A 26,179-nucleotide genomic window follows, 5' to 3' on the forward strand; every position below is an offset into this window, starting at 1 on the left:
GACTCAGGCGCACCGCGGTGGCCTTGAAACCATTGCTGTAGCGAGCGGTGGTTCTTGGACCTGGTTTTGGCATTGGAACACTCCTGAAAGTTAGCTCAGGGTGTCCACTGAACCGAAGGAACTACCGCTTCGGCTTGAATGAATTGTTAGGCCGCACTCACAGCCACCAGCGCGACCGCCATCCAACGATACGCCAAACACCAAAGGCTAGAAGGATTACCCATAGCGTCAATTGCAGCCAAAGCTGGCCATCCGTTGGCGGGACAATGGATGGAGCCTGATCCTTATCCGGGGTTGCCAACGCTACCGCAGAGAAGATGGTCCCCAGAAAGCCCAGCGCAGTCACGAAAATCAACCAAGCTAAGACAAGAAGCGCACCCAGTCTTTTGCCAAAGCTGTTGGCGGCTGCAGCAAGCTTGGATCTAGGTGGGGAATAGGGATTCTGCATGCGGCCTAACGCCTGAATTAAGCCGAGCCGCGAAGCGGCTTCGGCTTGAATGAATTGTTAGGCACCATGGCCATCGCTAAATGGCAGCGAAATCTGATGCTCACCGAGTACTGATTTGTAGTGGTTGAGATAATTCCAAAGGGCGTTTCGTAGCTCATTGAGCTCGTCGTATGCGGAGGAACTTAGCTTGCCCCTTGCGGCAGCACAGGCATCGTCGGCTTGCACGCAGAGAGAGTAGAGCGAGTCCCCTTGAACCAACACGCCGGGAAAGCGCCGATCAGGATGACGCATGATCACAGCATTGCTCTGGTCCGAGTAAATCTCAACGTTTCTGATATGCATAGTCTGGTGCCTAACGCCAGAATTAAGCCGCGCCGCGAAGCGGTGTCGGCTTGAATGAATTGTTAGGCGCGATCCCAGATTGGCATGACCTTATGCCCCGTAATCAGCGAATGCAGGGAACACAAAGCCTTGTGAATCTTGGAACACGCCTCTTTTATGTCAGCCAGATGAATCGTCTCCATGTTGAGCTTAAGTGTGCCGCGAGCTGTTGCGTAGGCAATCCCCACTTGGCCTGATTCGTCCACAGATATCGGATTGTGAGCGAACTTGTTCCTAGCTTTCTGTGCAGCTTTGAGCTGTTTGATCACAACCTCGTAGTCCGACAGGGTCGGGTAGTCTGGTGCGAGATGCTCACAAAGCGTTGCAATCGCATCAATTCGTTGCTGGAAGTTGAGATGTGCAGTGATGATGACCGCGCGAATGTCTAAGGTCTGCTCGTAGCCTGATAACTTACCGAAGGCGACTACACAAGCAGACTCTAGCGATCCCCAGAGCACGGTCATTCTGCCAAGTTCAAGCAGGTACTCATCTGGTGCAGGCCAGTTCTTTGGGAATACATGCCGGCTAGGATGCATAGCGCCTAACGTCTGAGTTAAGCCGCGCCGCGAAGCGGCGTCGGCTTGAATGAATTGTTAGAGCGCGCCGCTGTAGAACGCACGGCTTACACGCTCGGATGCTTGAAGACAATGGTCAATGACGCAAGAGGCCGCGAGCAATAGCTTACGATCTCGCGCCTGGTCTTGGCTCTCACGCGCTACAAACTTGGCGCCATGGACCAAATTGTTACGGGCTCCTTGTACGTAGAAGAGCAGTACGCGCATCTCTGACCAGTCAGCAGGCGGCGTGCGCTTGGCCCAGCCAAGTTGGTTGTCTGACCAGGTCTGTTGCAGCGGTGGCTCACCAGATAGGTAGGCGACGGCACCTTGAAGCGCTTCGCTTTTTGGCGGGAGTAGCGCAGGGCCTACCTCATCTGCGAATCTGCGCCAATCCACCTCCGCGCCCCACTGACCTTGCTTTGCGTAGCTAGAGGCCTTGAGCGCGAACTCAAACCGAGCAAATGCCAAGAAGAACTCGGCCAGTTCACGCCGTGCGGCGCTAAGAGCTTCGTCGGGCACTGAAACTGTCATAGCGCTCTAACGTCGGAGTTGACCGGCACGCACCGGCAGGGCGCCGCGAGACGTATGCTCCCGCGCACGGCTCGCGGCGCCCTGCCGGTGCGTGTCCGCGTCGAACGACCTGTTAGGCCGCAGCGGCTTTGGCATCCTGTTCAAGCAGCTTCACCTCTTCTTGGATGATGCGTCGGCACATCCAACGCAGCTTGTCGCCCAGCACTCTCTCTCTTAGCTGCAATCGGCTCTTTCCCCGATGCACGATCTTTGAACGCACATCGTAGATCGTCCGAAAATCCTGCAGCAGCTGCGCACGCTCCGCGTGAGAGGTGGCAATCAGGTAGGCACACCTGTTCGAGAGTAACTCACCGAGCCCCACGAGATCCGACGACGCCTTCTCTCCAAGCAATATTTCTACGACGACTGCCGCCTGAACAAATTGCAGGAGTTCGTCAGAGCCCGAATAACTGTCAAGAAGCCACTGCGCGCCGAGAGTAATATTCTGAGTCCGCTCCGTCGCTTTGACAATCGCGGATATAGAGGTTAGCTGCCTCTTCATCCAGGCACCCTGCTTTTCAGCAGTATTGAGAGCACCATCCAAGTCGTGGAGCTGTAGGTCCCGGATGGTTTCCGAGTGAACTGACTGAAGCTCGCTCACGTCCTCTATCACCCAGTTCCCATTAATGCTCCGGTGAATAAACGCCTTCTGCTTTTGAGGATACTGCTGGTAGGTGGACTCGTGCCTGAAGAGTCGCAGCGCGAGCCCAAGACCGAAGAACGATCGTATAAACCCGATGGCATCAAGCAGCGGCTCAGTTTGTGTAAATTTTCCGATGAAGCCTTCAACCTGCACCTGAAGGTAGGCTCTCTCAGCCTTCCATTCGGGCTTCTGCGGAATGAGAAGTGCAGCAAGTCCACCGCCTGCAATGTCTTGGTCGCGCTTCTCTATGCCGGATTCCAATGGGTAAGCGCCTGCCATCGCTTCGTCGCCGCATCGGATGCATACGGCATCCGAGAGGGCAAAGAACCCAACCTGCGGGCAGAACACTTCGGAGAATGAAACAGGAAGGGGAAGGGTGACGGTGTACTGCCATGGAAGTGACTCGAACTCCGCTACTAGCCTGGAACTAACTTCCGCAGCGTTCGCGTAGGCCTCAATGGATGTAAGTGCCTTTGGGCCCACTTCCGCTTCGTAAGTCTGATTCTCAAGAAGCTCTCGCGCGAGCGTTCCGCTCACAAAGTCAATAAGCGGGGTCTCCCCAATGAGCCTCAGTAGCCGCGCGTGAGTCTTACCGGTAGTGGGAAGTGCCGCTTGGGCCAGAAACAGGAGCACCGTCGAACCCGAAGACAGAAACATCCCATTCCTCACCTGGATCTGCGGAAGTTGCTCCGCGATAGAGGCGCGAAGCTGAGCGAGGCAATTTGGATGGAGGTTGAGGGGCACGTCGTTTGTTCCTGCGGCCTAACGCCTGAGTTAAGCCGGACCGCTACGCGGCACGGCGGAATGGTACACGTCACCATTTAAGCCGAGCCGCGAAGCGGTCTCGGCTTGAACCAATTGTTAGGTGCCGCTACGCAGTGATTCAAGCTGCTCCGGTGACAATCGCTTGGTTGAGCCCCAGCCACGTAAGTATGTCTCAAGGATCCCCGTTGCTTCTCGGAAGCAATCCACCACCTCAAGCCAACTGAATTCTGGAAATTTCTGGTCCTGGTCAGAGATCAAGAACTCGATGGTTTGGTCCCCGTCGCTCAAGTCACTAATTGAATCTGTGATGTGGGAGCCGGAGAAGTGTACGTACCCACAAAGATGCTCGTAGACATTGGGAAGCCAAGGATGCTCATCCGCGTGGAGTTTCACCAGATGGGTGTCCGTAAGACGATCTCCTGATCTAGTCTTCAACTTATCTATCCGCGCACCCTTCAGAACCTCCATTGAGAAATCATGTGGGCTTTCAACGTGCCACGCTGCAGAAAATCTGAGCGAAGTGTCGATGTGAGTTCTTAGCAATGTTCTTGCAACGACCATGTTCCAAGAATTGATGGCAGACACAAATGCACTGGTGGTACTGGCATGGCGTTTCGTGGCCGCGAAGGCTAGGAAGTCCAAGGGAAACATAGGGCTTCCAGAAGGAGCAACCAGCTCGATCATGATGCGTCGCAGCTGTTGCGCATCACTTGCCAGCTCCTCGAGGGATGCTGCTACGTTCTTGCTATGCGCGGGATGCGTCATGAGCTTGGTTGCGGCGCCTAACGCCTGAATTAAGCCGAGCCGCGAAGCGGCTTCGGCTTGAATGAATTGTTAGCCATCACTGCAGGTACAGGAAGTCTGCCCGCTCAGGGGGCACGCTCTGAAGGAAGTATGCAAGTGCTCCAAGCGACTCGGACCAGATGTGCGTAGCCTCTTCTCGCGTTGCAGAGTAATCAGTGTTAATGATGATGGCGCAAGTGAATCCAGAAGCGCTGCCACACTCCAGAAACGTAGCGCCCTCTAGCTCCCAGTTGAATGAGACGGGGGCGGAAAACTTTGCCTCATACAAAAAGCGGTCGAAGTGGAAGAAGAGTGGAAAGTAGCTCGTGGCGTCGGATATGGCGGACTTTGAGTTGATTGCGAATTCAATGTAGCCAGAGTCTCTGTGCCCGCGCTCGTCATCAACAGGCCCGCTGACGCAGCCTACGGAAAACAAGCCTGTTTCCTTGGCGTTTACGGCAAGAACCAAGTCCAGGAGTGCGGGGTCTCTGGTTAGCTCTGGTATGGCGCGGAGCGCTGCCTCATCACCTTTTACGTACCTAAAGCCGTAATTGGCGTCGCCATCATCGCGGAGAACTCCATCGCCGCCATAGGGTATGGGCTTGCCACGATGCTTGATGCTTAGATGGTTGAGATACTTTGTCATTGGGTGTGATGGCTAACTACTATTCGAAGACAAAATTGGGAATAGCCCCGGTGTGTGGTCCGGGAATCCCTACCTGATTTTCCATCCGCCCCCCACGCCCTGCCTGGCATTCCGCTGGCTGTGGTGTGTAACCCCCGTGCGTAAACATGTCGCCTCCTCCCTGTGGACAGGCTCGGATGTCACGGTATCACCCGGATCAGGCGCTCGCCAAGGATGTTGCACGCTCGCGTTCTTCAGCGGCAGGGCCGCCGCCGAGGCTGCTCGATCAGGTGCGCGGGCGCCTGCGGCGGCTTGGCAGGGCCAGGCGGACCGAGGAGGCTTACGTCGGCTGGATACGCCGCTTCATCCTCGCCAACGGCAAGCGCCACCCGGACACGATGGGGGCGCAGGAAGTGGAGGCGTTCCTGACCCGGCTGGCGGTGCACGACGAGGTGGCACCCTCCACGCAGAACCAGGCGCTGGCCGCATTGCTGTTCCTGTATCGCGAGGTGCTGGGGCGAGAGCTGCCCTGGATGGACGAGATCCAGCGCGCCAAGCGCCCGCGCCGGCTGCCGGTGGTGTTGAGCGAGGCGGAGGTGGGCATGCTGCTGGAACAGATGGACGGGCGGCATTTGCTGATGGCCGCGCTGCTCTACGGCACCGGCATGCGCCTGATGGAATGCGTGCGCCTGCGCATCAAGGACGTGGACTTCGGCCGATAAGAGATCGTGGTGCGCGATGGCAAGGAGGGAAAGGATCGCCGCACGATCCTGCCGCAGTCGTTGCGCGAGGCCTTGCTGGCACAGGTGGAAGAGGCGCGGCGCGTGCATGCGCGCGATATCGAGGCCGGCTTCGGCGAGGTCTGGCTGCCGCATGCGCTGGCGCGCAAGTATCCGAACGCGGCGCGCGAGATCGGCTGGCAGTACCTGTTCCCGGCACCACGGCGCAGCGTCGATCCGCGCGGCGGCGCGGTGCGGCGGCATCATGTGGACGAGAAGGGGCTGCAGCGCGCGGTCAAGGCGGCCTGCCGGCAGGCGGGACTGGACAAGCCGAGCAGTTGCCACACGCTGCGGCATTCCTTCGCCACGCACCTGCTGGAAGCCGGCCATGACATCCGCACGGTGCAGGAGCTGCTCGGCCACAAGGATGTGGCGGCCACCCAGCTGTACACGCATGTGCTTGGCCGGGGAGCCAATGCGGTACGCAGCCCGCTCGACCGTGGCGGGCGCTGAGCCGGGGGGCTCAGCCGTCCAGCAGCGCCTTGTCGCGCACCGCGCCCTTGTCGGCGCTGGTGGCCAGCAGCGCATACGCCTTCAGCGCGGTACTGACCTTGCGCGCGCGCGGCTGCGCCGGCTTCCAGCCCTTGGCGTCCTGCTCGGCGCGGCGCGCGGCCAGTTCCTCGTCGGGGACCAGCAGGTCGATCGAGCGCTTGGGGATGTCGATCAGGATGCGGTCGCCGTCGCGGACCAGGCCGATCGCGCCGCCGGCGGCGGCCTCGGGCGAGGCGTGGCCGATCGACAGGCCGGAGGTGCCGCCGGAGAAGCGGCCGTCGGTCAGCAGCGCGCACTTCTTGCCCAGGCCCTTGGACTTCAGGTAACTGGTCGGATACAGCATCTCCTGCATGCCGGGGCCGCCCTTGGGGCCCTCGTAGCGGATCACGACCACGTCGCCCGGCTGCACTTCGTCGCCGAGGATGCCCTTGACCGCCGCGTCCTGGCTTTCGTAGACGCGCGCGGTGCCTTCGAAGACGTGGATCGATTCGTCCACGCCGGCGGTCTTCACCACGCAGCCGTCCAGCGCGATGTTGCCGTAGAGCACGGCCAGGCCGCCTTCCTGCGAGAACGCATGTTCGACGTCGCGGATGCAGCCTTCGGCACGGTCGGCGTCCAGACTCGGCCAGCGGGTGGACTGACTGAAGGCGACCTGGGTCGGGATGCCGGCCGGGCCGGCCTTGTAGAACGTGTGCACGGCTTCGTCCTGGGTCGCCGCGACGTCCCACCGGGCGATGGCGTCGCCGAGCGTCCTGGCATGCACGGTCGCCACGCCGGTATCGAGCAGGCCGCCGCGCGCCAGCTCGCCGAGGATCGCCATGATGCCGCCGGCGCGGTGCACGTCCTCGATGTGGTACTTCTGCGTGTTCGGCGCGACCTTGCACAGCTGCGGCACGCGCCGCGACAGGCGGTCGATGTCGCGCATGGTGAACGGCACCTCGGCTTCCTGCGCGGCGGCGAGCAGGTGCAGGATGGTGTTGGTCGAACCGCCCATGGCGATGTCGAGCGTCATCGCGTTCTCGAACGCGGCGAAGGTGGCGATGCCACGCGGCAGCGCGGTCGGGTCCTCGGCGCCGTACCAGCGGTGGCACAGCTCGACCGCGGTGCGCCCGGCCTTGAGGAACAGCTGCTCGCGGTCGGCATGGGTGGCCACGACGGTGCCGTTGCCCGGCAGCGACAGGCCCAGCGCCTCGGTCAGGCAGTTCATCGAGTTGGCGGTGAACATGCCCGAGCACGAGCCGCAGGTCGGGCAGGCGCTGCGCTCCACCGCGGCGACCTGCTCGTCGCTGGCGTTCGGGTCGGCGGCCATCACCATCGCGTCGATCAGGTCGAGCTTGTGGTCGGCGAGCCGGGTCTTGCCGGCCTCCATGGGGCCGCCGGAGACGAACACGGTCGGGATGTTGAGCCGCAGCGCGGCCATCAGCATGCCGGGGGTGATCTTGTCGCAGTTGGAGATGCACACCAGCGCGTCGGCGCAGTGCGCGTTGACCATGTACTCGACCGCGTCGGCGATGATCTCGCGGCTGGGCAGCGAGTACAGCATGCCGTCGTGGCCCATCGCGATGCCGTCGTCGACCGCGATGGTGTTGAACTCCTTGGCGACGCCGCCGACGCGTTCGACCTCGCGCGCGACCAGCTGGCCGAGATCCTTCAGGTGCACGTGCCCGGGCACGAACTGGGTGAAGGAGTTGGCGATGGCGACGATCGGCTTGTGGAAGTCGTCGTCCTTCATGCCGGTGGCGCGCCACAGCGCGCGGGCACCGGCCATGTTGCGGCCGGCGGTGGAGGTCCTGGAGCGATATTCGGGCATGGGTGCTGCGGTCTGGCGGGCCAGTGGCTGGCGGGAAATACCGGTCCTTTATACGGGATTTCCTTGGTTGCGCCTGCAACTTCGCCGGCGTGGCGCATCCGCGGCCGGGCCGCGCGAAGTGCGTGCCCGGGGAGGAACGGGCATCATGTGCGGCTGGAACGACAGGAACAGACGCATGAAGCGATCGAAGACCACCGCATTGCTGCTGATGAGCACCGCGCCGCTGCTGTTCACCGCCTGCCAGCGCGAGCAGCCGGTTCAGGTACAGGAGGGGCTGTATACCTCCGTGGAGAGCTGCGTGGAGGCCACCGGCAATCCGTCGGCCTGCCGCACCGCGTTCGAGCAGGCGCGCCGGCAATCCGCCGACGCCGCGCCCAAGTACGCCAGCCGCGCCGAGTGCGAGAAGGACTACCCGCCCGACCAGTGCGTGGAGCAGCGCACCTCCGCGGGCCACTCCTTCATCGGCCCGATGATGGCCGGCTTCTTCATGTCGCAGATGCTCAACAACCGCGCCGGCCTGGCCCAGCCCGCGGCCGCGCCGGCGTACCAGGACCGCAACGCCGGCTGGGCGCGCCCGGCCACCGCGCCGGGGACCGGGGGACTCAACACCGCCAGCGGGATCGGCACCGGCAAGTCGGCGCTGACGCCGGTCACCAGCACGCCCAACCGCGCGGTGACCGTCAGCCGCGGCGGCTTCGGCGGCAGCAGCGGCAGCCGCATCGGTTCCGGCGGCTGAGGCGTGCGGGCGGTTCACGGGCAGGGCGCGTCCTGATGCGGCGCGTTCCCATCATCGAGCGCGGCGACTGGCGTGCGCTGGCGGCCGAATGCGGCTTCCGTTTCCATACCATCGACGGCGAACGCTATTGGGACGAGCGCGCGTACTACGCGTTCAGCCTGCGCCAGATCGAGGACGACTTGGAGGACCCCAGCGCCGAGCTGCACGCGATGGCGATGGACCTGGTCGGCGAGATCGTCGCGAGCGAGGCGCTGATGGCGCGGCTGGCGATCCCCGAGCCGTTCCGCGACTGGATCGCCGACAGCTGGCGCCGCGGCGAAGCGCACCTGTACGGGCGCCTCGATTTCGCCTACGACGGCCGTGGCCCGGCCAAGCTGTACGAGTTGAACTACGACACGCCGACCTCGCTGTTCGAGGCGGCGTTCTTCCAGTGGCAGTGGCTGGAGGACCAGCGCGGCGCCGGGCGCCTGCCGGCGGGGGCGGACCAGTTCAACTGGATCCACGAAGCGCTGGTCGGCCGTTTCGGCGACCTGTCGGCGCAGTTGCCGCCGCCGCTGTACTTCGCCGCGGTACGCGGATCGGAAGAGGACCAGGGCACCGTGGCCTACCTGCGCGATTGCGCGGCGCAGGCGGGCCTGCATGGCGCGGCGATCGCGATCGAGGACGTCGGGCTGGCCGAGGACGGGCGCTTCACCGACCTGGATGACGTCGTGATCGGCTCGCTGTTCAAGCTGTATCCGCTGGAAGACCTGTTCGCCGACGAGTTCGGCCGCGCCCTGCCGCGTTCCGGGCTGCGCCTGCTCGAGCCGCCGTGGAAGGCGTTGCTGAGCAACAAGGGCGTGCTGCCGCTGCTGTGGGAACGCCACCGTGGCCATCCCAACCTGCTCGAGGCGCATTTCGACGACGGCGGCGCGCTGCCGCCGGGTTGGGTGCGCAAGCCGCTGCATTCGCGCGAGGGCGCCAACGTCGCGATGCACCTCGCGGATGGTCGCCGGCTGGAGAGCGACGGGCCGTACGCGGGCCCGTGCATCCGCCAGGCGGCGCATCCGCTGCCGGCCTTCGATGGCGGCTATCCGCTGGTGGGCAGCTGGATCGTCGGCGATAGCGCCTGCGGCATCGGCATCCGCGAGGACGACAGCCCGATCACCCGCGACAGCGCGCGCTTCGTGCCGCATGCGATCGTCGAGGACGATGCGCCGGCGACGCTGTATGCGTAAGCAGCATCCCCGGGAAGGATCGAGATCCCTCCCACAAGCGCATGGCCCGGTGCGGTGGATACCTGCCTGAGTTGCCGCGACGGCTGCGGTGCCTGCTGCATCGCGCCTTCGATCACGTCGCCCTTGCCGGGCATGCCGGGTGGCAAGCCCGCGGGCGTGGCGTGCGCGCAGCTGGACGCGCAGATGCGTTGCAACGTGTTCGGCAAACCGGAGCGCCCCGACTTCTGCGGACGGCTGCGGCCTTCGTTGGACATGTGCGGCGGTTCGCGCGAAGAAGCGCTGCGGTTGCTGGGCGACCTGGAGCGGGCGACGCAGCCGGATTGAGTAGAAATACGCAGGCGCGGCTTTTTTGTGGGAGCGGCTTCAGCCGCGATGGGGCTTTATCGGAGAAGCCGGGACGCGGGACCCAGGACCGGGGACCCGGAAAAGCGACAAGCTCACTTCGGATCGAGTGCAGTTGTGGGAGGGACTTCAGTCCCGACAGGCTTTACCGGCCTTCTGTCGGGACTGAAGTCCCTCCCACAAAAGAGCAAAAATCAGCGCAAAAAACCTGAAAACACTTGACAGGTAATCGAGGTCAAAGAGCCTGTTTTGGACTCCCGACTCCCGACTCCCGACTCCCGACTCCCGACTCCCGACTCCCGACTCCCGACTCCCGACTCCCGACTCCCGACTCCCGACTCCCGACTCCCGACTCCCGACTCCCGACTCCCGACTCCCGCGCTAAGCCCTGCCCACCTGCGCGTACACCGCATCGCGCAGGTCGTTGACGAAGCGGCCGGACATGCCTTCGTACAGCGTGTTGGTCAGTGCGACCACGCTCAGCTTGCGTGCCGGATCCACGAACCAGTTGTGGCCGTACACGCCGCCCCAGCGCCAGGTGCCGGGGGACTCGGGCGACTTCGCCGCGGCCGGGTCGCGCAGCACCGAGAAGCCGAGGCCGAAGCCTGTGCCCGGCGAACTTTCGAGCGGCGCGACCTGGTCGCGCCCCATCTCCGCGGCGAGCCTGGCGGGCAGTACGTCGCCGCCGCCGCTGCGCAGGGTGTCGAGCAACCGCATCAATTCGTCGGCGCGGCCGACCATGCCGGCGCCGCCGGAGGGATAGGCGGCCGGATCGAGCGCGCGCGCCGGGTCGAACGACACGCCCTCGGCGCCGGGCACCAGCGGCACGTGCTCCGGTCCTGCCATGCGGTGCGGTTGCGCTTGGCCGTCGTTGACGTAAACGGTAGTGAGGCGCTTGGCATCGGTGGCGTGGAACGTGGTGTCGCGCCAGCCCAGCGGCTTGCCGACCAGGTGCTGCACCGCCTCGGCCAGCGTGCCGTCGTAGGCGCGCTCGATCGCCGCGCCGGCCACGTCGATGCCGAGCGAGTAGTTCCAGCGCGTGCCGGGCGCGAACAGCAGCGGCGCCTGCGCGAGCCGGCGCAGGTTCTCCTGCAGGTCGAAGCCGGGCCGGTCCAGTCCGTCGGATACGCCGAGCCTGGCATAGGCGCGATCCGCGCCGGTTTCCTCGAAGCGATAGGTCAACCCGGAGGTATGCACGAGCAACTGGCGCAGAGTGATGTCCGGACGGGTGCCATCGGCCAGCGCCGGGCGGAACTCCGGCAGCCAGCGCGCCACCGGCGCGTCGAGTTCGAGCTTGCCGCGCGCCACCAGCGCCATCGCCGCGGTGGTCACCACCGGCTTGCTGACCGAGGCGAAGCGGAACAGCGCATCGGCCCGCATCGGCAGCTTCGCCTCGCGGTCGGCGAACCCGGCGATGCGCTGGTGGAACGGCTTGCCATCGCGTCGTACCAGCACCACCGTGCCGACCAGCCGGTGCTCGGCGAGGGCGCGGTCGATGGCGTCGTCGATCGGCGATGTGCGGGCGGGCGTGCGTGCCCGCACGTCCCAGGGCAGGGCGAGCGCGATGCCGGCCATCGCCGCGCCGTGCAGGAAACGGCGCCGGCCGGCATCGGGATGGGCGGACTGGGACATCGGCTGTTCCTCCACGGCTGGGCGGACGTACCGTAGGCGGCCCGGTACGCCCCCGCAAGCGCAGCGATGGGATGCTGCGGTGCGCCGCTTTCCCGCCGCGTCAGCGCACGGTGCCTTGTCGTTCCTTGCGCGCGCCGAACAGCTTGCGGATACCGGCCCCCACCGCCACCACGCCGATCAGCAGCAGCTTCCAGAACTTCGCCAGGACCAGGCCGAGCTTGGCGAACAGCCCGGCCTTGGCGGCCAGGCCGCCGCCGATCAACGTGGCCAGGCCGTAGCTGGCGATCTTGTCGGTGGAGGGGTTGTGGTCGGCGTAGCGCGAACCTTCGTCGAACCCGGTCATCGGCAGCAGCTTCTGCATGCCTTCGCGGACCTGCTCCAGCTCGTTCATGTCGGCGATCGCGTTGAGGCTCAGGTAGCCATGCCGGCCGAGCACGCGGATGTCGTAGTTGAGCGTGTTGTCCTGCTGGCCTTCGAAGTGCAGCTCCTTGGCCCAGTGCAGCTTCTTGCTGCCGGCGTCGTAGCGCGGCGGCACGGCCCAGCCGACCAGATCGACGGTGCCATAGCCCTGCTCCCGGCGCGCCTGGTTGTCCTCGGCGGTGCCCTGCTTCATGTCCGACAGCAGCTCGTCGTAGTCGATCTTGGCCGCATCGGCGTCGGAGACGTAGCCATCGTCGGCATAGGTGACGACCACGGCCCAGCTGCCGTCCTCGTCGAGCGCCGGATGGCGCGGTACCACCAGGCCCAGCACGCTTTCGTCCGGCGGGTTGGCCCAGAACTCCTCCAGGACGCGGCGGGCGTCGGCCTGGTCGAGGTAGCGGAATTCCTGGCCAAGGTCGAAGTGCGCCTTGGCCTGCGGGATCTCGATGTGGCCGTCGCGGAAGTGCAACGACTGCAGGAACTGCTCGGCGGTCATTTCGCCTTCGCCGGCCGGCTCGGCCGAGGCGATGGAGGCGGACAGGGTGAACACGCAGGCGGCCAGCAGGCCGCGGCCCAACGTCGATGTCTTCATCGGTGATTCCTTTCGCCGGCGTCCCCACGCCGAGGCGCGCAGTGTCGCGCAAATGCGCGGCGCGGACAATGCGCCGCGGGGAGCGCGCGATGCTTGCCGGCGATGCCGGCGGGCTAACGCGACAGCCGCGTCATCGCATCGCCGATGCCGTCCGGGGTGAGCGGGAACATGCGCTCCTCCAGCAGGTGCCGGACCATGCCGACCGAGGGCGTCCAGTCCCAGCGTTCGCGCGGTAGCGGGTTGATCCAGGCCAGGTGGGGAAAGTGCGCCGCCAGGCGCTGGAACCAGGTCGCGCCGGATTCCGCGTTCCAGGATTCGCTGGCGCCTCCGGGATGGCTGATCTCGTAGGGATGCATCGAGGCGTCGCCGACCACGATCACGCGATGGCCGGCGGGATAGCGATGCAGCAGGTCCCAGGTGGCGACGCGATCGGAAGGATGCCGGCGCGCATGGGTCCACACGTGCTCGTAGAGGAAGTTGTGGAAGTAGAAATGCTCCAGCCGCTTGAACTCGGCGCGCGCGGCGCCGAACAGGGCTTCGGCGGCATGCACGTGGTCGTCCATCGAACCGCCGATGTCCAGCAGCAGGATCACGCTGACCGCATTGCGCCGCTCGGGGCGCATGCGCACGTCCAGCAGGCCGCCCTCGCGGGCGGTCGCGGCGACGGTGGCTTCCAGGTCGAACTCGTCGGCGGCGCCGCTGCGTGCGAACCGGCGCAGCCGCCGCAGCGCCAGCTTGAGGTTGCGCGGGCTGAGCTCGGCATCGCCGTCCAGTTCGCGGAAGCTGCGTTGCTCCCACACCTTGGCCGCCATGCGCCCGCGGCTTTCGCCGCCGACGCGCAGCCCGCCGGGGTGATGGCCGGCATTGCCGAACGGGCTGGTGCCGCCGGTGCCGATCCAGCGGCTGCCGCCTTCGTGGCGTTCGTGCTGCTCGCCGAGGCGCTCGAGGAAGCGCCGCATCAGCTCTTCCAGCGAGCCGAGCCGTTGCACCCCGGCTTTCTCCTCTTCGGTCAGCTCGCGGCCGAGCGCGGCGCGCAGCCAATCGCCGGGGATCGCCGCCTGCAAGGCCTGCGCCGGCGCGGCCGCCACGTCCTTGAGGTAGCGGCCGAAGGCCCGGTCGAAGCGGTCGTAGTGGCGTTCGTCCTTGACCAGCGCGGTGCGCGCCAGGGCATACAGGGCCTGCGGCTCAGGATCGGTCACGCCGGCCTCGAGCGCGCCGAGCAGGTCCAGCCATTCGCGCGGCGTGACCGGGACGCGTTCGGCGCGCAAGGCATGGAACAGGCGCAGGAACATCGCGGTGCCTCCCGCTCAACCGGCAGGGGCGGCATGGCCCCGGCGAGTCTCGTGCGGGCAAATGGGCGCGTTCACCTGGCGTGGTCCGTCGGTCGTTTCCAGCTGGTGGATCGCGTCCTGGATCTCGTCCAGCCGTGCCGCCAACGCGGCCTGGGCGTCGCGCAGGCCGCGGTTGTAGTAGTGCGCGCCGAGTTCGCCGGAAACGAAATCGAGCAGGAACTCGGCATCGAACCGGCCGATGTCCTGCCGCAGCTCCTCGGCGAAGTACCGCTGGAGCTTGCCCACCAGCGCGGCCTTCTCGTCCTTGTCGAACGCGATCTTCTGCATGGTTCAGCGCCCTTGTCGCCGGTGCAGGAACATCAGTCTCTCCAGCAGCTGCACGTCCTGCTCGCTCTTGACCAGCGCGCCGGCCAGCGGCGGCAGCGCCTTGGAGGGCTCGGCGTCGGCCAGCTGGCGCGCGGCGAGTTCGTCGGCCATCAGCAGGCGCAGCCAGTCGATCAGCTCGGAGGTCGAGGGCTTCTTCTTCAGGCCGGGCACCTCGCGCAACTCGAAGAAGGCGCGCAGCGCGCGCGACACCAGCGTGCGGTCGATCGAGGGGAAGTGCACGTCGACGATGCGCCGCAGCGTGGCTTCGTCCGGGAACGCGATGTAGTGGAAGAAGCAGCGGCGCAGGAACGCGTCCGGCAGTTCCTTCTCGTTGTTGGAGGTGATCAGGATCACCGGACGGTGCCGCGCGACGACGCTCTGGCCGGTCTCGTAGACGTCGAAGGCCATGCGGTCCAGTTCGTGCAGCAGGTCGTTGGGGAACTCGATGTCGGCCTTGTCGATCTCGTCGATCAGCAGCACCGCGCGGCGTTCGCTCTCGAACGCTTCCCACAGCTTGCCCTTGCGGATGTAGTGGGCGATGTCGTGCACGCGCGGATCGCCCAGTTGCGAGTCGCGCAGGCGGCTGACCGCATCGTATTCGTACAGGCCTTGCTGCGCCTTGGTGGTGGACTTCACGTGCCAGGTCAGCAGCGGCGCGTCGAGCGCGGCCGCCACCTCCTCGGCGAGCAGGGTCTTGCCGGTGCCGGGCTCGCCCTTGACCAGCAGCGGGCGCTGCAGCGCGATCGCGGCGTTGACCGCCTGCATCAGCTCCGGCGTGGCGACGTAGCGCGCGGTGCCTTCGAACCTCATCGCGCGGCCTCCATGCCGAGGTACTTGTCCTTCAACCGCACGTAGTGGTCGGCCGAGTAGTGCAGGCTCTCGATCTCCTGGTCGGACAGCTGCCGCGCCGGCCGCGCCGGGTTGCCCAGCCACAGCTCGCCCGAGCGCACCACCTTGCCGGGCCCGACCACCGCGCCGGCGCCGACGAAGCCGTGCTTCTCCACGACGGCGCCGTCGAGGATGCACGCGCCCATGCCGATCAGGCTGTAGTCCCCGATCGTGCAGGCATGGATGATGCAGCCGTGGCCGATGGTGACGCCTTCGCCGACCAGGGTCGGATGGCCGGCCTTGTTGTAGGGGCTGTGGTGGCTGACGTGGACGATGGTGCCGTCCTGGAGGTTGCTGCGCGCGCCGATGCGCACGTGGTTGACGTCGCCGCGGATCACCGTGCCCGGCCACACCGAGACGTCCTCGCCCAGCACCACGTCGCCGATCACGGTGGCGGCATCGTCGACGTAGACGCGCGCGCCGAGTCGCGGGACCTTGTCGAGGAAGGGGCGGATCGAGGGCACGGCGTTCTCCGGATACGGGGCGGTACGGCGTGATGATAACCGGCATGCGCGGGCGCTTTGTGGAACGCCTGGCATGCGCATCGCCGTCGCGCGGTTCGCGCGAGCGGCGGAAACAGCGACGGCGTGCACGGTTGCCAAGGCCGGCCACGCGCTTCTAACTCCTCGTCCGGCATGCTTCGCTTTCCGGACAGGCTTCGGTTGCGTTCCTGGTCTCTGTTCGGCACGTCGCTTCCTGCCCACGGAGTCCCGCCCATGCCGCTGATCGAGTTGCCCACCCATCGCCTGCACTACCGCATCGAGGGGCGCGACGATGCGCCATGGCTGACGTTCTGCAATTCGCTCGGCACCGACCTGCACATGTGGGATCCGCAGGTGGAGGCATTGGCGCCGCACTATCGGGTCTTGCGCTACGACCGGCGCGGGCACGGCCAGTCCGACACGTCGCCCGGGCCCTACGAGGTCGCCGACCTGGGGCGCGACGTGCTGGCGCTATGGGATGCGCTCGGCGTGGAACGCTCGCATTTCTGCGGCCTGTCGATCGGCGGCCTGACCGGGCAATGGCTGGGCCTGAACGCCGGCGCGCGCTTGCAGCGGCTGGTGGTCTGCTCTACCGCGGCCAAGATCGGCACGGCGGAGACCTGGGCGCAGCGGATCCGGCAGGTGCAGCAGGACGGGCTCACCGCGCTGGTGGACGGCACCGTGCAGCGCTGGTTCTCCCCGGGCTTCATCGCCGCCCATCCGCTGGTGATCGACGAGGTCGTCACCAGCTTCCTGGAGACCTCGCGCGAGGGCTACATCGGCGGTTGCCACGCGGTCGCCCAGGCCGACTTCCGCCACGCGCTGCCAGGCATCGCCGCGCCCTTGCTGGCCATCGCCGGCGACGACGATCCGGTGTGTCCGCCGCACGAACTGCAGTACGTCGCCAACAACGTGGCCGCGGGCCACTTCTGCAAGGTCCGTGGGCGGCACCTGTGCAACCTGGAATCGCCGCAGGACTTCAACCGGGTGCTGCAGGACTTCCTGCAGGCCGGCGCCTGACGCGCCTACCTGTCCCCGCTCTGGAGCCGCTTGGCCGCCTCGAGATGGTCGGCGACATGGTGCCGCGTCGTCTGCAGGTGCGTGACGACCGCGGGCGTCGACGCCGCGGGGATGAGCTGGGTGTCCAGCGCCCGTAGCGCTTCGGTGTGGTCCTTCACCATCGCCGCGACATAGGCTTGCGCGAAGGCCGCCCCGTCGAGCGTCTTCAACGTGGCCAGCTCCTGCTGGCCCTTCGCCATCTGCGCCTTGGCCGGCGCGGCCGCGAGGTCCGGTTCGAGCAGCGCCACCTTGCGGTTGTTCTCGCCGTGTTCCTTGACCATGCGGGTCGCGTATTCGCGCACCGGGCCGGTGACCTGCTTCTGCAACGCCAGGTTGCCGGCGTCGATCTCCGAGGTGTTGATGGCGCTCAGGACGCCGAGCGCGGCGGATTGATCGAGCGCCGCGCCGCGGGCGCTGGAAGGGGATTGCGCCGCGCCGCTTCCGGCCATGGCGAGGAGAACGAACAGCGTGCTGGCGAGAGTACGGGCAGGCATGGCGGCCCCTCCGGTGTAAGGTGGGGCCAGCGTGCCCGGCGGATCGTGATTCCCGCGTCCGGGCGGCGTGCAGTCCGCTTCAAGGGAGGGCCGGCGCACCCGCCGGTGCCGTGAGGATCGCGTCGAGCCGCCGCGTGGACGGGCGCGCTACGCCACGCGCCGCGCGCGTTCCAGGTGCACCAGCAGCAGCGAGATCGCCGCCGGCGTCATGCCGGGGATGCGCTGGGCCTGGCCGATGGTCTGCGGGCGCACGCGTTCCAGCTTCTGCTGCACTTCCGCCGAGAGCCCGCGCACGCCGGCGTAGTCGAAACCCTCCGGGATCGGCGTGGCCTCGTGGCGTTGCTGGCGCGCGATCTCGTCGCGCTGGCGATCGAGGTAGCCGGCGTACTTCACGCTGATCTCGACCTGCTCGGCGACCTTGGCGTCGTCCACGCCGGGGCCGAGCGAGGGCACCGTCATCAGCTTGGCGTAGTCCAGCTCCGGGCGCTTGATCAGGTCGAGCACGTTGGTCTCGCGGCTGACCGCCACGCCCAGCGTCGCCTCGACCTCGCGGCCGAGCGCGTTGCCGGGCGTCGCCCACAGCGCGCGCAGGCGCTGGCTCTCGCGCTCGACCGCTTCCTGCTTGGCCTGGAATGCGGCCCAGCGGCGGTCGTCGACCACGCCCAGTTCGCGGCCGGCCGCGGTCAGGCGCACGTCGGCATTGTCCTCGCGCAGCTGCAACCGGTATTCGGCGCGGCTGGTGAACATGCGATACGGCTCGGTGGTGCCGTGGGTGATCAGGTCGTCCACCAGCACGCCCAGGTAGGCCTCGTCGCGACGCGGCGACCAGCCGTCGCGGCCTTGCACGAAGCGCGCCGCGTTGAGCCCGGCCAGCAGTCCCTGCGCGGCGGCTTCCTCGTAGCCGGTGGTGCCGTTGATCTGGCCGGCGAAGAACAGGCCCTCGACCAGCTTGGTCTCCAGCGTCGCCTTCAGCCCGCGCGGATCGAAGAAGTCGTACTCGATCGCGTAGCCCGGCCGGGTGATGTGCGCCTGCTCGAAGCCGCGGATCGAGCGCACCAGTTCCAGCTGCACGTCGAACGGCAGCGAAGTGGAGATGCCGTTCGGATAGATCTCGACCACGTCCAGCCCTTCCGGCTCGACGAAGATCTGGTGGCTGGTCTTCTCGGCGAAGCGCACCACCTTGTCCTCGATCGACGGGCAGTAGCGCGGGCCGATGCCCTCGATCTGGCCGGTGTACAGCGGCGAGCGGTCGAGCGCGCCGCGGATGATCTCGTGGGTGCGCTCGGAGGTATGCGTGATCCAGCAACTGACCTGGCGCGGATGCTCGGCGACCTGGCCGAGGAACGACATCACCGGCAGCGGGTCGTCGCCCGGCTGTTCCTCCATCACCGCGTAGTCGAGGGTGCGGCCGTCGATGCGCGGTGGCGTGCCGGTCTTGAGCCGGTCGATCGCGAACGGGCGTTCGCGCAGGCGCGCGGCCAGGGTCGTGGCCGGCGGATCGCCCATGCGCCCGGCGGTGTACTGGGTCTGGCCGATGTGGATCTTGCCGGCCAGGAAGGTGCCGGCGGTCAGCACCACCGCGCCGGCCTCGAAGCGCAGGCCGGTCTGGGTGATCGCCCCGCGCACCGCGTCGCCCTCGATGACCAGGTCGTCGACCGCGGCCTGGAACACGGTCAGGTTCGGCTGCGCCTCGACGATGCGGCGGATCGCGGCGCGGTACAGCGCGCGGTCGGCCTGGCAGCGGGTGGCGCGCACCGCCGGGCCCTTGGAGGCGTTGAGGGTGCGCCACTGGATGCCGGCCAGGTCGGCCGCGTGCGCCATGGCCCCGCCCAGGGCATCGATCTCCTTGACCAGGTGGCCCTTGCCGATGCCGCCGATCGCCGGATTGCAGCTCATCGCGCCGACGGTCTCGATGTTGTGGGTCAGCAGCAGCGTGCGCGCGCCGGCACGCGCGGCCGCCAGCGCGGCTTCGGTGCCGGCATGGCCGCCGCCGATCACGATCACGTCATGGCGATGGAAGGAGCGGGTCATGGCAAACGGTACGGAGGTGGACGGAGGGGCCGCGGCCCGGCCGCGGGGGAGGGGATTTCTGGGCGCTGGTTCGCATTTTAAGCAACGCACCCTCAAGCTGGCATGCTTCGTGCAGATAACCCGATTGCACCTGGTGTGGCACTGCGCCTGCATGGCGTAAACGGCTGGAATTGGAACAGGGGCCAGCCATGCGCACCCCGGGGTAGCACGGGGCCGGTAGTCGGGGGACTGCCGGCCCTTTTTCTTTGGCGCGAATCCTTCGCAAGCCCGTATGGCCATTGCGCGGATCCGGAGGGAAATCCCGCGCACCAGGGGCATGGGGCCGGGATTCCGCCGGAGCGGGAAACCCAAAGACGAAGCCCCGGCAGGGCCGGGGCTTCGCGTTGTAGGCGCCGATATCCGACAGGGCCGGAACAGGGGGGATCCAGATTTCCCTGTCGGACATCGACATTGAAACGGCTGTGTAACGGCTCGCGTCAGAATGCGACGCGTCGCGTCACGACCGAGGCGTAGCTTCGCGCCAAGCGCCGATCAAAAGCAAGCTTTTCCGCAACACGAATTGTGGCTGTCGTCGCAAGTCCCGAAAGTTATGGTTCCTGGGTCCGCACTCCCGATCGGCCCGGCTGCTTGATCCGGTTCAGGTCGCGCCAGGGCGAGGGCGACGACTGCCGCGGCACGCTCGGACGCGGCGGGGCCGGTTGCGAAGGGCGCGGCGGCCGCGGGCCGGCATTGCCCGACGGCGGGCGGCGGACCGGCGGCGGCCGGTAGTAGTAGCGGCCCGGATAGGCCGGATAGTCGTACAGGCCTATCCAGCCGGGGCCGTAGTACGGGCCGTAGCCACCGTAGTAACCGCCGTAGTAGCCCGGCGGATAGCGGTATTGCACGCTCGGCGTGCCGCGGTAGTAGCCGCCGCTGGCGCCGCCGGTGTAGTCGTAGGTCGCGCAGCCGCCGAGGAGGGCCAGCATCCCGGCGGCCAGGAGCATGCGGGTTTTCATTGGTGGACCCCTCCTCTTGGGCATGCTGCCAATGTCGGCGTAACGCATTGAATCCGTCCTTAACTTCCCGTTGTCGCGATGAATGTTTCATGTCGCCCGGTGGCGGCGGGCGCCGCGCCGGGCTCCTGGCGTCCGGGGACGATACGTTAACCTTGGCGGATGATCGAACCCGGATTGCCTGGTTTCACCGACGTGCTGCTGGCGGCGGCGCGCATCGCCCCCCATGCGGAGGTCACGCCGGTACTGCGATCACGGGCCCTGGACGCGCTCAGCGGGGCGCGGCTGCACTTCAAGGCCGAGCACCTGCAGCGCGGCGGGGCGTTCAAGTTCCGCGGCGCCTGCAACGCGGTGTGGTCGCTGGACGAGGCACGGGCCGCGCGGGGCGTGGTCACCCATTCGTCCGGCAACCATGGCGCGGCGCTGGCGCTGGCGGCGCGCACCCGCGGCATCGGTTGCCACGTGGTGGTGCCGGACGGCGCGGTCGCGGCCAAGCTGAGCAATATCGTCCGCCACGGCGCGACGCTGTGGCGGTGCGAGCCGTCGATCGCCGCGCGCGAGCGCACCTGCGCCGAGGTCCAGGCCAATACCGGCGCCTGCCTGGTGCATCCGTACACCGATGCGGCCGTGATCGCCGGACAGGGCACCGCCACGCTGGAATTGCTGGGCCAGGCCGATGGCCTGGACGTGCTGGTGGTGCCCGTCGGCGGCGGCGGGCTGGCCTCGGGCGCTGCGCTGGCGCTGCGCGGCGCCGCCCCCGGGTGCGAGCTCGTGCTGGCCGAACCGGCCGGTGCGGCGGATACCGCGCGCTCGCTGGCGGCGGGCGAGCGGCGCATCGATTTCGTGCCCGATACCGTCTGCGACGGCCTGCGCGGGACGCTCGGCGGGCCCAATTTCTCGATCCTGCAGGCGGCCGGGGCCGAGGTGGTCACCGTCGCCGATGCCGATACGGTCCAGGCGATGCGCCTGCTCTGGCAGGTGCTCAAGCAGGTGGTGGAGCCGTCCTCCGCGATCGCGCTGGCGGCGGTGCTGTCGGCGCCCGAACGCTTCGCCGGGCGCCGCGTCGGGTTGGTGCTGTCGGGGGGCAACGTCGACCTCGACGCCTTGCCATGGGCGGCCGCGGCGTGAGGGCAGCACGCAAGCGGCTCGGGCCCTGGGGCTGGCTGTGGCGCCTGCTGGTCCTGGCGATGCTGTGGCTGCTGGGCGTCGCGGTCTGGATCGTGTGGGTGGGCGAGCGCGACCAGGCGGCGCAGGCCGACGTGGTGATCGTGCTCGGCGCGGCCGCCTACGACGCGCGCCCCTCGCCGGTGTTCGAGGAACGCATCCGCCACGGCCTGGACCTGTACCGCGCCGGTTATGCGCCCAAGCTGATCTTCACCGGCGGATTCGGCGGCAGCGGCGCGCGCTTCTCCGAATCGCAGGTGGCGCGCCGCTATGCGCTGCGCCACGACGTGCCGCAGCAGGACATCCTGATCGAGACGGTGTCGCGCACCACGCGCCAGAACCTGGAACAGGCGCGCGCGCTGATGCAGGCGCACGGCATGCACCGCGCGATCATCGTCAGCGACCCGCTGCACATGGCGCGCGCGTTGCGGCTGTGCCGCGAGCTGGGCATCGACGCGCTCGCCTCGTCCACGCCGAGCACGCGCTTCCGCAGCTTCCATACCAGCTGGCGGTTCCTGCTGCAGGAGGTCTACTTCTTCCACCGGGACCTGTTCTTTCGCGCCGCCTGAGATCGCAACCGCGGGGATGGCGCGGCTTCCAATCCCCTCCGGCGCGCCCCTTTACTGAAGTGGCGTCTGCTCCGGTCGCATCGTTGGAGGCGGGAGAGCGCGTGTGCACGGTTCCTGGATCGCCACTATGATGGCGGTTCTCCCCGGAATGCTCCCGACAATGACCCGGCAAGCCGCCCTCGAACTGGTGCAGCGCTACTACGACGCCTTCAACCGCGGCGACTGGAACGGCATGCTCGATTGCCTCGCCGACGACGTGGCGCACGATCTCAACCAGGGGCCGCGCGAGACCGGCCGGGCGGCGTTCTCGGCCTTCCTCGCGCGGATGAATGCCTGCTACAGCGAGCAGCTGCGCGACATCGCGCTGATGGCGAACGCGGATGGCACGCGGGTCGGCGCCGAATACGTCGTGCATGGCCAGTACCACCGTACCGACGAGGGCCTGCCGGAGGCGCGCGGCCAGCGCTACGTGCTGCCCGGCGGGGCGTTCTTCGACGTCCGCGATGGCCGCATCGCCCGCGTGACCAACTACTACAACCTGCAGGACTGGATCGAGCAGGTCTCCGCCGCGGCGTAGCGGCACCGGCGTCCTCGACAATTCTCCGACCCGGCGGCGGCTACGGTCGCATGCGGCTCCCCCTGCCGAACCCCGCATGCGCCTGTCCCTGCGCTCACCGGTCGCGACGCTGGCCGTGCTGTCGTGCCTGCTCGCGTTGGCCTTTCTCGGCGCGCGCGGCATCTGGGAGCCCGACGAAGGGCGCTATACCAACGTCGGCCTGAACATGCTGCACAGCGGCGACTGGCTGACGCCGCGCCGCAATCACGAGACCGGGCACTGGACCAAGCCGCCGCTGACCTACTGGGCGATCGCCGCCAGCGTCGGTGCGTTCGGCGAGCGGCCATGGGCGGCGCGGCTGCCCGCGGCGCTGGCCTATCTGGGCTGCATCGGGCTGGTGTTCGCGCTGGCGCGCGCGCTGTTCCCCGGGCGTCGACCGCTGGCACTGGCCGCCGCGGCGATCTATGCCACGATGCTGATGCCGTTCGCGGCGTCCCAGCAGATCACCACCGATTACCTGCTGGCCTTGTGGGAAACGCTGGCGATGTGGGCCTTCGTCCGCGCGCGCACGGCGCCTTCGCCCGTGCATGGCCGGGCCTGGACCGCGCTGATGTGGGCCGGCCTGGCCCTGGCCTTCCTGACCAAGGGGCCGCCCGGTTTGCTGCCGCTGGCGGTGATGCTGGTCTACAACGCGCTGATGCCCGGGCCGAGGCGTCGCACCCTGCAGGTTTCGGGCCTGGCCGTGTTCGTGCTGCTGGCGCTGCCGTGGTATGTCGCGGTGGTGCTGGATACGCCGGGATTGCTGCATTACCTGGCCGGCGACGAGGTGGTCGGCCGCATCGCCACCGACGACTTCGGCCGCAACGGCGAATGGTATGGCTGGCTGAAGATCTACCTGCCCACGTTGCTGCTGGGTACGCTGCCGTGGACCTGGCCGCTGCTGCGCGCCGTCCGCGCGTTGCCGCGGCTGGCGCGCGACGCATGGCGCGACCGTCGGCTGCGCGAGCGCGAGGCGGCGCGGTTGTTGCTGGCGCTGTGGTGGCTGTTGCCGCTGGCGGTGTTCTGCCTGGCGCGCTCGCGCCTGCCGTTGTACCTGTTGCCGCTGTTCGCGCCGCTGGCGCTGCTGGTGGCGGTGCAGCGCGAGCACGACGGGCGGACGTTGCCGCGCTGGCGCTGGCTGTTCGCCTGGGGCGCGCTGCTGCTCGGGCTGAAGCTGGCGGTGGCGTGGATGCCCACGCACAAGGACTCGGCGGCCTGGGCGCGGGAAATCCGGCGCATCCATCCGGCACCGTTGCGCGAGGTGGTGTTCGTGCAGGACATGGCGCGCTACGGCCTGCGCCTGGAACTGGATGCCGAGGTCGAGAAAATCTCGCTGGCGCCATGGCCGCCGCGGGGGCGCTTCAATCCGGAATACGACTCGGACCTGGACCACGAGCTGGCCGAACACGAGCCGGACCAGCTGTGGATCTGCAAGCGGCAGGACTGGCCCCAGGTGCTGGCGGCGCTGCATGCGCGCGGCTACGATGCCCGCGCGCTGGGCCGGCCGTACTACGGCCGGCTGTTCTTCGAGGTCGTGCGCAAGCCGGAACGCCCGGAGGCGATCACAGGTAGATGATCGCCACCACGACGAGCGCGAAGATGCCCCACTTCAGCGTCTGGTAGAGCGGATTGTTGCGTTCCTTCAGCGCCTTGGCCTTGAGCCGCACCGCGTAGAAGTATCGGAACAGGCGGTTGATGCCGCCGGTCTTGTCGCCGTCCTGGTTGGGCGAGGCGCCCGCGGCGAGCAGGGTCTTGCCGACCGCGCGGTTCAGCGCCTGCGCCCAGCGCCAGCGCATCGGCCGCTCGATGTCGCAGAACAGGATGATGCGGTCGCGGTCGGTGTCGTTGCGCGCGTGGTGGATGTAGGTCTCGTCGAACATGGTCCATTCGCCGTCGCGCCAGCTGTGGCGCTGGCCGTCCACTTCGATGAAGCAACGGTCGTCGTTCGGCGTGGCCAGGCCCAGGTGCAGGCGCATCGAGCCGGCGAACGGGTCGCGGTGCGGGCGCAGTTCGCTGCCCGGCGGCAGCTCGGCGAACATCGCCGCCTTGACCGTCGGGATCGAGGCGAGCAGCGCGGTGGTGCGCGGGCACAGCTCGGCCGCGGACGGATGCGCGGTGCCGTACCACTTCAGGTAGAAGCGCTTCCAGCCGCGGCGGAAGAACGAGTTGAAGCCGACGTCGGTATAGCCGTCGGCGGCCTTGATCTTCTTCAGTTCGGCCAGCGCGACCGCCTCGTCGCGGATGGCCGTCCATTGCTCGCGCAGCGGCGCCAGCTCGGGGAATTCCTTGCCGGGATCGATGAACGGCGTGGTCGGCACCCGCGAGCACAGGTACATCAGCGCGTTGATCGGCGCCATGAAGGTGGAGTGGTCCAGCAATTGCCGGCTCAGCCGGTGCCGCACGCGGCCGCGGAAATGGATGTAGAGCGCCGACGCGAGGAACAGCGCGATGATGAGCCACTTGATCATGCAGGGGAACCGATGGAGGGGCGCGGAGGCGCCAGCCGGGCGATTCTAGTCCTTCCGGCGGCGGCTGGCTGACTGCCGCCCGGCCGGGAACGCTCAGTCGCGCGGACGGCGCCGGATCGGGATCGAGCCGACCGGTACCGAGGCGACGTCCTGCCCGCGCTCGCGGATCGGGGCGCCGGGGTCGGGCGCCCAGGCGTGGGCGTAGATGACCTCCCAGCTGCTCGGCAGCTTGCCGTCGGACCGGCGCAGCGGCTCGTAGGCGGCAGCGGCGGCGGCGAAGCGGCCCTTGCCGGTCAGCGTGCCGCGGCGCGCGCTGAGCGCATTGGTGGCGCCCATCGCGCGCAGCTCGCGCATCAGCGCCGGCAGGTCGTCGTAGGTCAGCGTGAACAGGTCGCGGTCCAGCACCGGGTCGCGGAAGCCGGACAGCATCAGCGCGTCGCCGAACTGCGCGATCGGCGCGAAGCGGCTGACGTGCGGGACCGGGTCGACTTGCGAGAACGCCTCGTGCAGTTCGACCAGCGTGTCCGGGCCGAAGGTGGAGCACAGCAGCAGGCCGCCCGGCTTGAGCGCGCGCCGGAACCCGGCGAACACCGCCGGCAGGTCCTCGACCCATTGCAGGCACAGGTTGGAGAAGATCACGTCGACGCTGCCGTCGGCGACCGGCAGCGCGCGTGCATCCGCGCACACGCGCGCGAACGGCTTCCACCAGCCGGCCTGCTTCTTCGCCTCGTGCAGCATCGGCAATGCCATGTCCATGGCGATCACCTGCGCCTTCGGCCAGCGCTTCTTCATCGTGGCGGTGGCATGCCCGGTGCCGGCGCCGACGTCGAGCACGACCTGCGGCGTGCGCCCGTCGAGGTAGTCGAGCGACTCGAGCAGGCGCTTTTCCACTTCGTGCTGGAGGGCGGCGGCGGCATCGTAGCTGCCGGCGGCGCGCGAGAACGCGCGGCGGACGTGGCGGGAATCGAAGGTCGGGGTCATTGCCGG

Annotated in this window: 26 protein-coding genes and 1 pseudogene; 9 read left to right on the forward strand and 18 right to left on the reverse strand. The window is 67.4% G+C overall.

Features of this window, described 5'->3' with window-relative positions; genetic code table 11:
* Window positions 1-157: 157 nt before the first annotated feature.
* The 6 genes from FD678_RS19885 to FD678_RS19905 all read right to left on the reverse strand — a co-directional run bounded on the left by FD678_RS19885 (window position 158) and on the right by FD678_RS19905 (window position 4,793).
* Window positions 158-448: a hypothetical protein gene (locus tag FD678_RS19885; protein WP_140727987.1), complete on the reverse strand. Its 291-nt coding sequence runs from the start codon at window positions 446-448 to the stop codon at window positions 158-160.
* A gap of 57 nt (window positions 449-505) precedes the next feature.
* Window positions 506-790 carry a DUF6959 family protein gene (locus FD678_RS20935; protein WP_372237542.1) on the reverse strand — a complete coding sequence of 95 codons (285 nt, stop codon included), beginning with the start codon at window positions 788-790 and terminating at the stop codon, window positions 506-508.
* Between the two features lie 62 nt (window positions 791-852).
* Entirely contained in the window at window positions 853-1,293 is a 441-nt protein-coding gene (locus FD678_RS19890) for a hypothetical protein (RefSeq protein ID WP_218569893.1), read from the reverse strand.
* Between the two features lie 736 nt (window positions 1,294-2,029).
* Window positions 2,030-3,343 (reverse strand): HEPN domain-containing protein, encoded by a 1,314-nt coding sequence (locus FD678_RS19895; RefSeq protein WP_140727989.1) that lies wholly within the window; start codon window positions 3,341-3,343, stop codon window positions 2,030-2,032.
* Between the two features lie 117 nt (window positions 3,344-3,460).
* Window positions 3,461-4,129 carry a hypothetical protein gene (locus FD678_RS19900; protein ID WP_140727990.1) on the reverse strand — a complete coding sequence of 223 codons (669 nt, stop codon included), beginning with the start codon at window positions 4,127-4,129 and terminating at the stop codon, window positions 3,461-3,463.
* Window positions 4,130-4,205: 76 nt separating this feature from the next.
* Entirely contained in the window at window positions 4,206-4,793 is a 588-nt protein-coding gene (locus tag FD678_RS19905; protein ID WP_140727991.1) for a hypothetical protein, read from the reverse strand.
* 176 nt (window positions 4,794-4,969) lie between these two features.
* On the opposite strand from FD678_RS19905, the pseudogene FD678_RS19910 reads away from it, so the two are divergent.
* A pseudogene (locus tag FD678_RS19910) lies at window positions 4,970-6,004 on the forward strand (integron integrase).
* Window positions 6,005-6,014: 10 nt separating this feature from the next.
* On the opposite strand, the gene ilvD reads toward FD678_RS19910, so the two are convergent.
* Window positions 6,015-7,853 carry a dihydroxy-acid dehydratase gene (gene ilvD / locus FD678_RS19915; protein WP_140727992.1) on the reverse strand — a complete coding sequence of 613 codons (1,839 nt, stop codon included), beginning with the start codon at window positions 7,851-7,853 and terminating at the stop codon, window positions 6,015-6,017.
* A gap of 175 nt (window positions 7,854-8,028) precedes the next feature.
* On the opposite strand from ilvD, the gene FD678_RS19920 reads away from it, so the two are divergent.
* From FD678_RS19920 to FD678_RS19930, 3 genes are all read left to right on the forward strand, one after another.
* A complete protein-coding gene (locus FD678_RS19920; protein WP_140727993.1) occupies window positions 8,029-8,589 on the forward strand; it encodes a DUF1190 domain-containing protein in 561 nt (186 codons plus the stop codon).
* Between the two features lie 35 nt (window positions 8,590-8,624).
* Complete coding sequence (locus tag FD678_RS19925; protein ID WP_140727994.1) at window positions 8,625-9,806, forward strand: glutathionylspermidine synthase family protein; 1,182 nt, start codon at window positions 8,625-8,627, stop codon at window positions 9,804-9,806.
* A 66-nt stretch (window positions 9,807-9,872) separates the two neighbouring features.
* A complete protein-coding gene (locus FD678_RS19930; RefSeq protein ID WP_218569899.1) occupies window positions 9,873-10,130 on the forward strand; it encodes a YkgJ family cysteine cluster protein in 258 nt (85 codons plus the stop codon).
* A gap of 399 nt (window positions 10,131-10,529) precedes the next feature.
* Here the strand turns inward: FD678_RS19930 and FD678_RS19935 are convergent, their stop codons facing one another.
* The 6 genes from FD678_RS19935 to FD678_RS19960 form a co-directional block, all read right to left on the reverse strand.
* On the reverse strand, window positions 10,530-11,723 hold the full coding sequence (locus FD678_RS19935) for a serine hydrolase domain-containing protein (RefSeq protein ID WP_140728023.1): 1,194 nt from the start codon (window positions 11,721-11,723) through the stop codon (window positions 10,530-10,532).
* Between the two features lie 157 nt (window positions 11,724-11,880).
* Window positions 11,881-12,792, reverse strand: coding sequence for a DUF2167 domain-containing protein (locus FD678_RS19940; protein WP_140727996.1), 912 nt, complete (start codon window positions 12,790-12,792; stop codon window positions 11,881-11,883).
* Between the two features lie 113 nt (window positions 12,793-12,905).
* Window positions 12,906-14,084: a vWA domain-containing protein gene (locus FD678_RS19945; protein ID WP_140727997.1), complete on the reverse strand. Its 1,179-nt coding sequence runs from the start codon at window positions 14,082-14,084 to the stop codon at window positions 12,906-12,908.
* A gap of 15 nt (window positions 14,085-14,099) precedes the next feature.
* Window positions 14,100-14,411: a DUF2164 domain-containing protein gene (locus tag FD678_RS19950; protein ID WP_140727998.1), complete on the reverse strand. Its 312-nt coding sequence runs from the start codon at window positions 14,409-14,411 to the stop codon at window positions 14,100-14,102.
* A gap of 3 nt (window positions 14,412-14,414) precedes the next feature.
* On the reverse strand, window positions 14,415-15,260 hold the full coding sequence (locus FD678_RS19955; protein WP_140727999.1) for an AAA family ATPase: 846 nt from the start codon (window positions 15,258-15,260) through the stop codon (window positions 14,415-14,417).
* Window positions 15,257-15,802 carry a gamma carbonic anhydrase family protein gene (locus tag FD678_RS19960; protein WP_140728000.1) on the reverse strand — a complete coding sequence of 182 codons (546 nt, stop codon included), beginning with the start codon at window positions 15,800-15,802 and terminating at the stop codon, window positions 15,257-15,259. Before FD678_RS19960 ends, FD678_RS19955 begins: the two co-directional genes overlap by 4 nt.
* A 252-nt stretch (window positions 15,803-16,054) precedes the next feature.
* Between FD678_RS19960 and pcaD the strand changes: the two genes are divergently transcribed.
* Window positions 16,055-16,840, forward strand: coding sequence for a 3-oxoadipate enol-lactonase (pcaD, locus tag FD678_RS19965; RefSeq protein WP_140728001.1), 786 nt, complete (start codon window positions 16,055-16,057; stop codon window positions 16,838-16,840).
* A gap of 5 nt (window positions 16,841-16,845) precedes the next feature.
* Here the strand turns inward: pcaD and FD678_RS19970 are convergent, their stop codons facing one another.
* The 3 genes from FD678_RS19970 to FD678_RS20500 form a co-directional block, all read right to left on the reverse strand.
* Window positions 16,846-17,373: a DUF4142 domain-containing protein gene (locus FD678_RS19970; protein WP_140728002.1), complete on the reverse strand. Its 528-nt coding sequence runs from the start codon at window positions 17,371-17,373 to the stop codon at window positions 16,846-16,848.
* Between the two features lie 147 nt (window positions 17,374-17,520).
* Window positions 17,521-19,404: a tRNA uridine-5-carboxymethylaminomethyl(34) synthesis enzyme MnmG gene (mnmG, locus tag FD678_RS19975; RefSeq protein ID WP_140728003.1), complete on the reverse strand. Its 1,884-nt coding sequence runs from the start codon at window positions 19,402-19,404 to the stop codon at window positions 17,521-17,523.
* Window positions 19,405-19,991: 587 nt separating this feature from the next.
* Window positions 19,992-20,399: a hypothetical protein gene (locus tag FD678_RS20500; RefSeq protein WP_218569895.1), complete on the reverse strand. Its 408-nt coding sequence runs from the start codon at window positions 20,397-20,399 to the stop codon at window positions 19,992-19,994.
* A 174-nt stretch (window positions 20,400-20,573) separates the two neighbouring features.
* Here FD678_RS20500 and FD678_RS19985 point away from each other — a divergent pair, with 174 nt between their 5' ends.
* From FD678_RS19985 to FD678_RS20000, 4 genes are all read left to right on the forward strand, one after another.
* Complete coding sequence (locus FD678_RS19985) at window positions 20,574-21,524, forward strand: pyridoxal-phosphate dependent enzyme (RefSeq protein ID WP_218569896.1); 951 nt, start codon at window positions 20,574-20,576, stop codon at window positions 21,522-21,524.
* The gene (locus tag FD678_RS19990) at window positions 21,521-22,129 is read left to right on the forward strand and encodes a YdcF family protein (protein ID WP_218569897.1); all 609 of its coding nucleotides are present in this window, start codon (window positions 21,521-21,523) and stop codon (window positions 22,127-22,129) included. The genes FD678_RS19985 and FD678_RS19990 overlap by 4 nt, the downstream gene beginning before the upstream one ends.
* Before the next feature lie 160 nt (window positions 22,130-22,289).
* On the forward strand, window positions 22,290-22,706 hold the full coding sequence (locus tag FD678_RS19995) for a ketosteroid isomerase-related protein (RefSeq protein ID WP_140728006.1): 417 nt from the start codon (window positions 22,290-22,292) through the stop codon (window positions 22,704-22,706).
* A gap of 76 nt (window positions 22,707-22,782) precedes the next feature.
* Window positions 22,783-24,300 (forward strand): ArnT family glycosyltransferase, encoded by a 1,518-nt coding sequence (locus FD678_RS20000; RefSeq protein ID WP_140728007.1) that lies wholly within the window; start codon window positions 22,783-22,785, stop codon window positions 24,298-24,300.
* Here the strand turns inward: FD678_RS20000 and lpxO are convergent.
* Together lpxO and bioC are read right to left on the reverse strand one after the other, a co-directional pair.
* Window positions 24,287-25,189, reverse strand: coding sequence for a lipid A hydroxylase LpxO (gene lpxO / locus FD678_RS20005; RefSeq protein WP_256661983.1), 903 nt, complete (start codon window positions 25,187-25,189; stop codon window positions 24,287-24,289). The two genes, FD678_RS20000 and lpxO, sit on opposite strands and share 14 nt — an antisense overlap.
* 96 nt (window positions 25,190-25,285) lie before the next feature.
* A complete protein-coding gene (gene bioC, locus FD678_RS20010; RefSeq protein WP_140728009.1) occupies window positions 25,286-26,173 on the reverse strand; it encodes a malonyl-ACP O-methyltransferase BioC in 888 nt (295 codons plus the stop codon).
* Window positions 26,174-26,179: the final 6 nt, after the last annotated feature.

This window comes from Pseudomonas sp. Hp2, assembly GCF_006386585.1.
GTDB classification, from domain to species: Bacteria; Pseudomonadota; Gammaproteobacteria; order Xanthomonadales; family Xanthomonadaceae; genus Pseudomonas_S; species Pseudomonas_S boreopolis.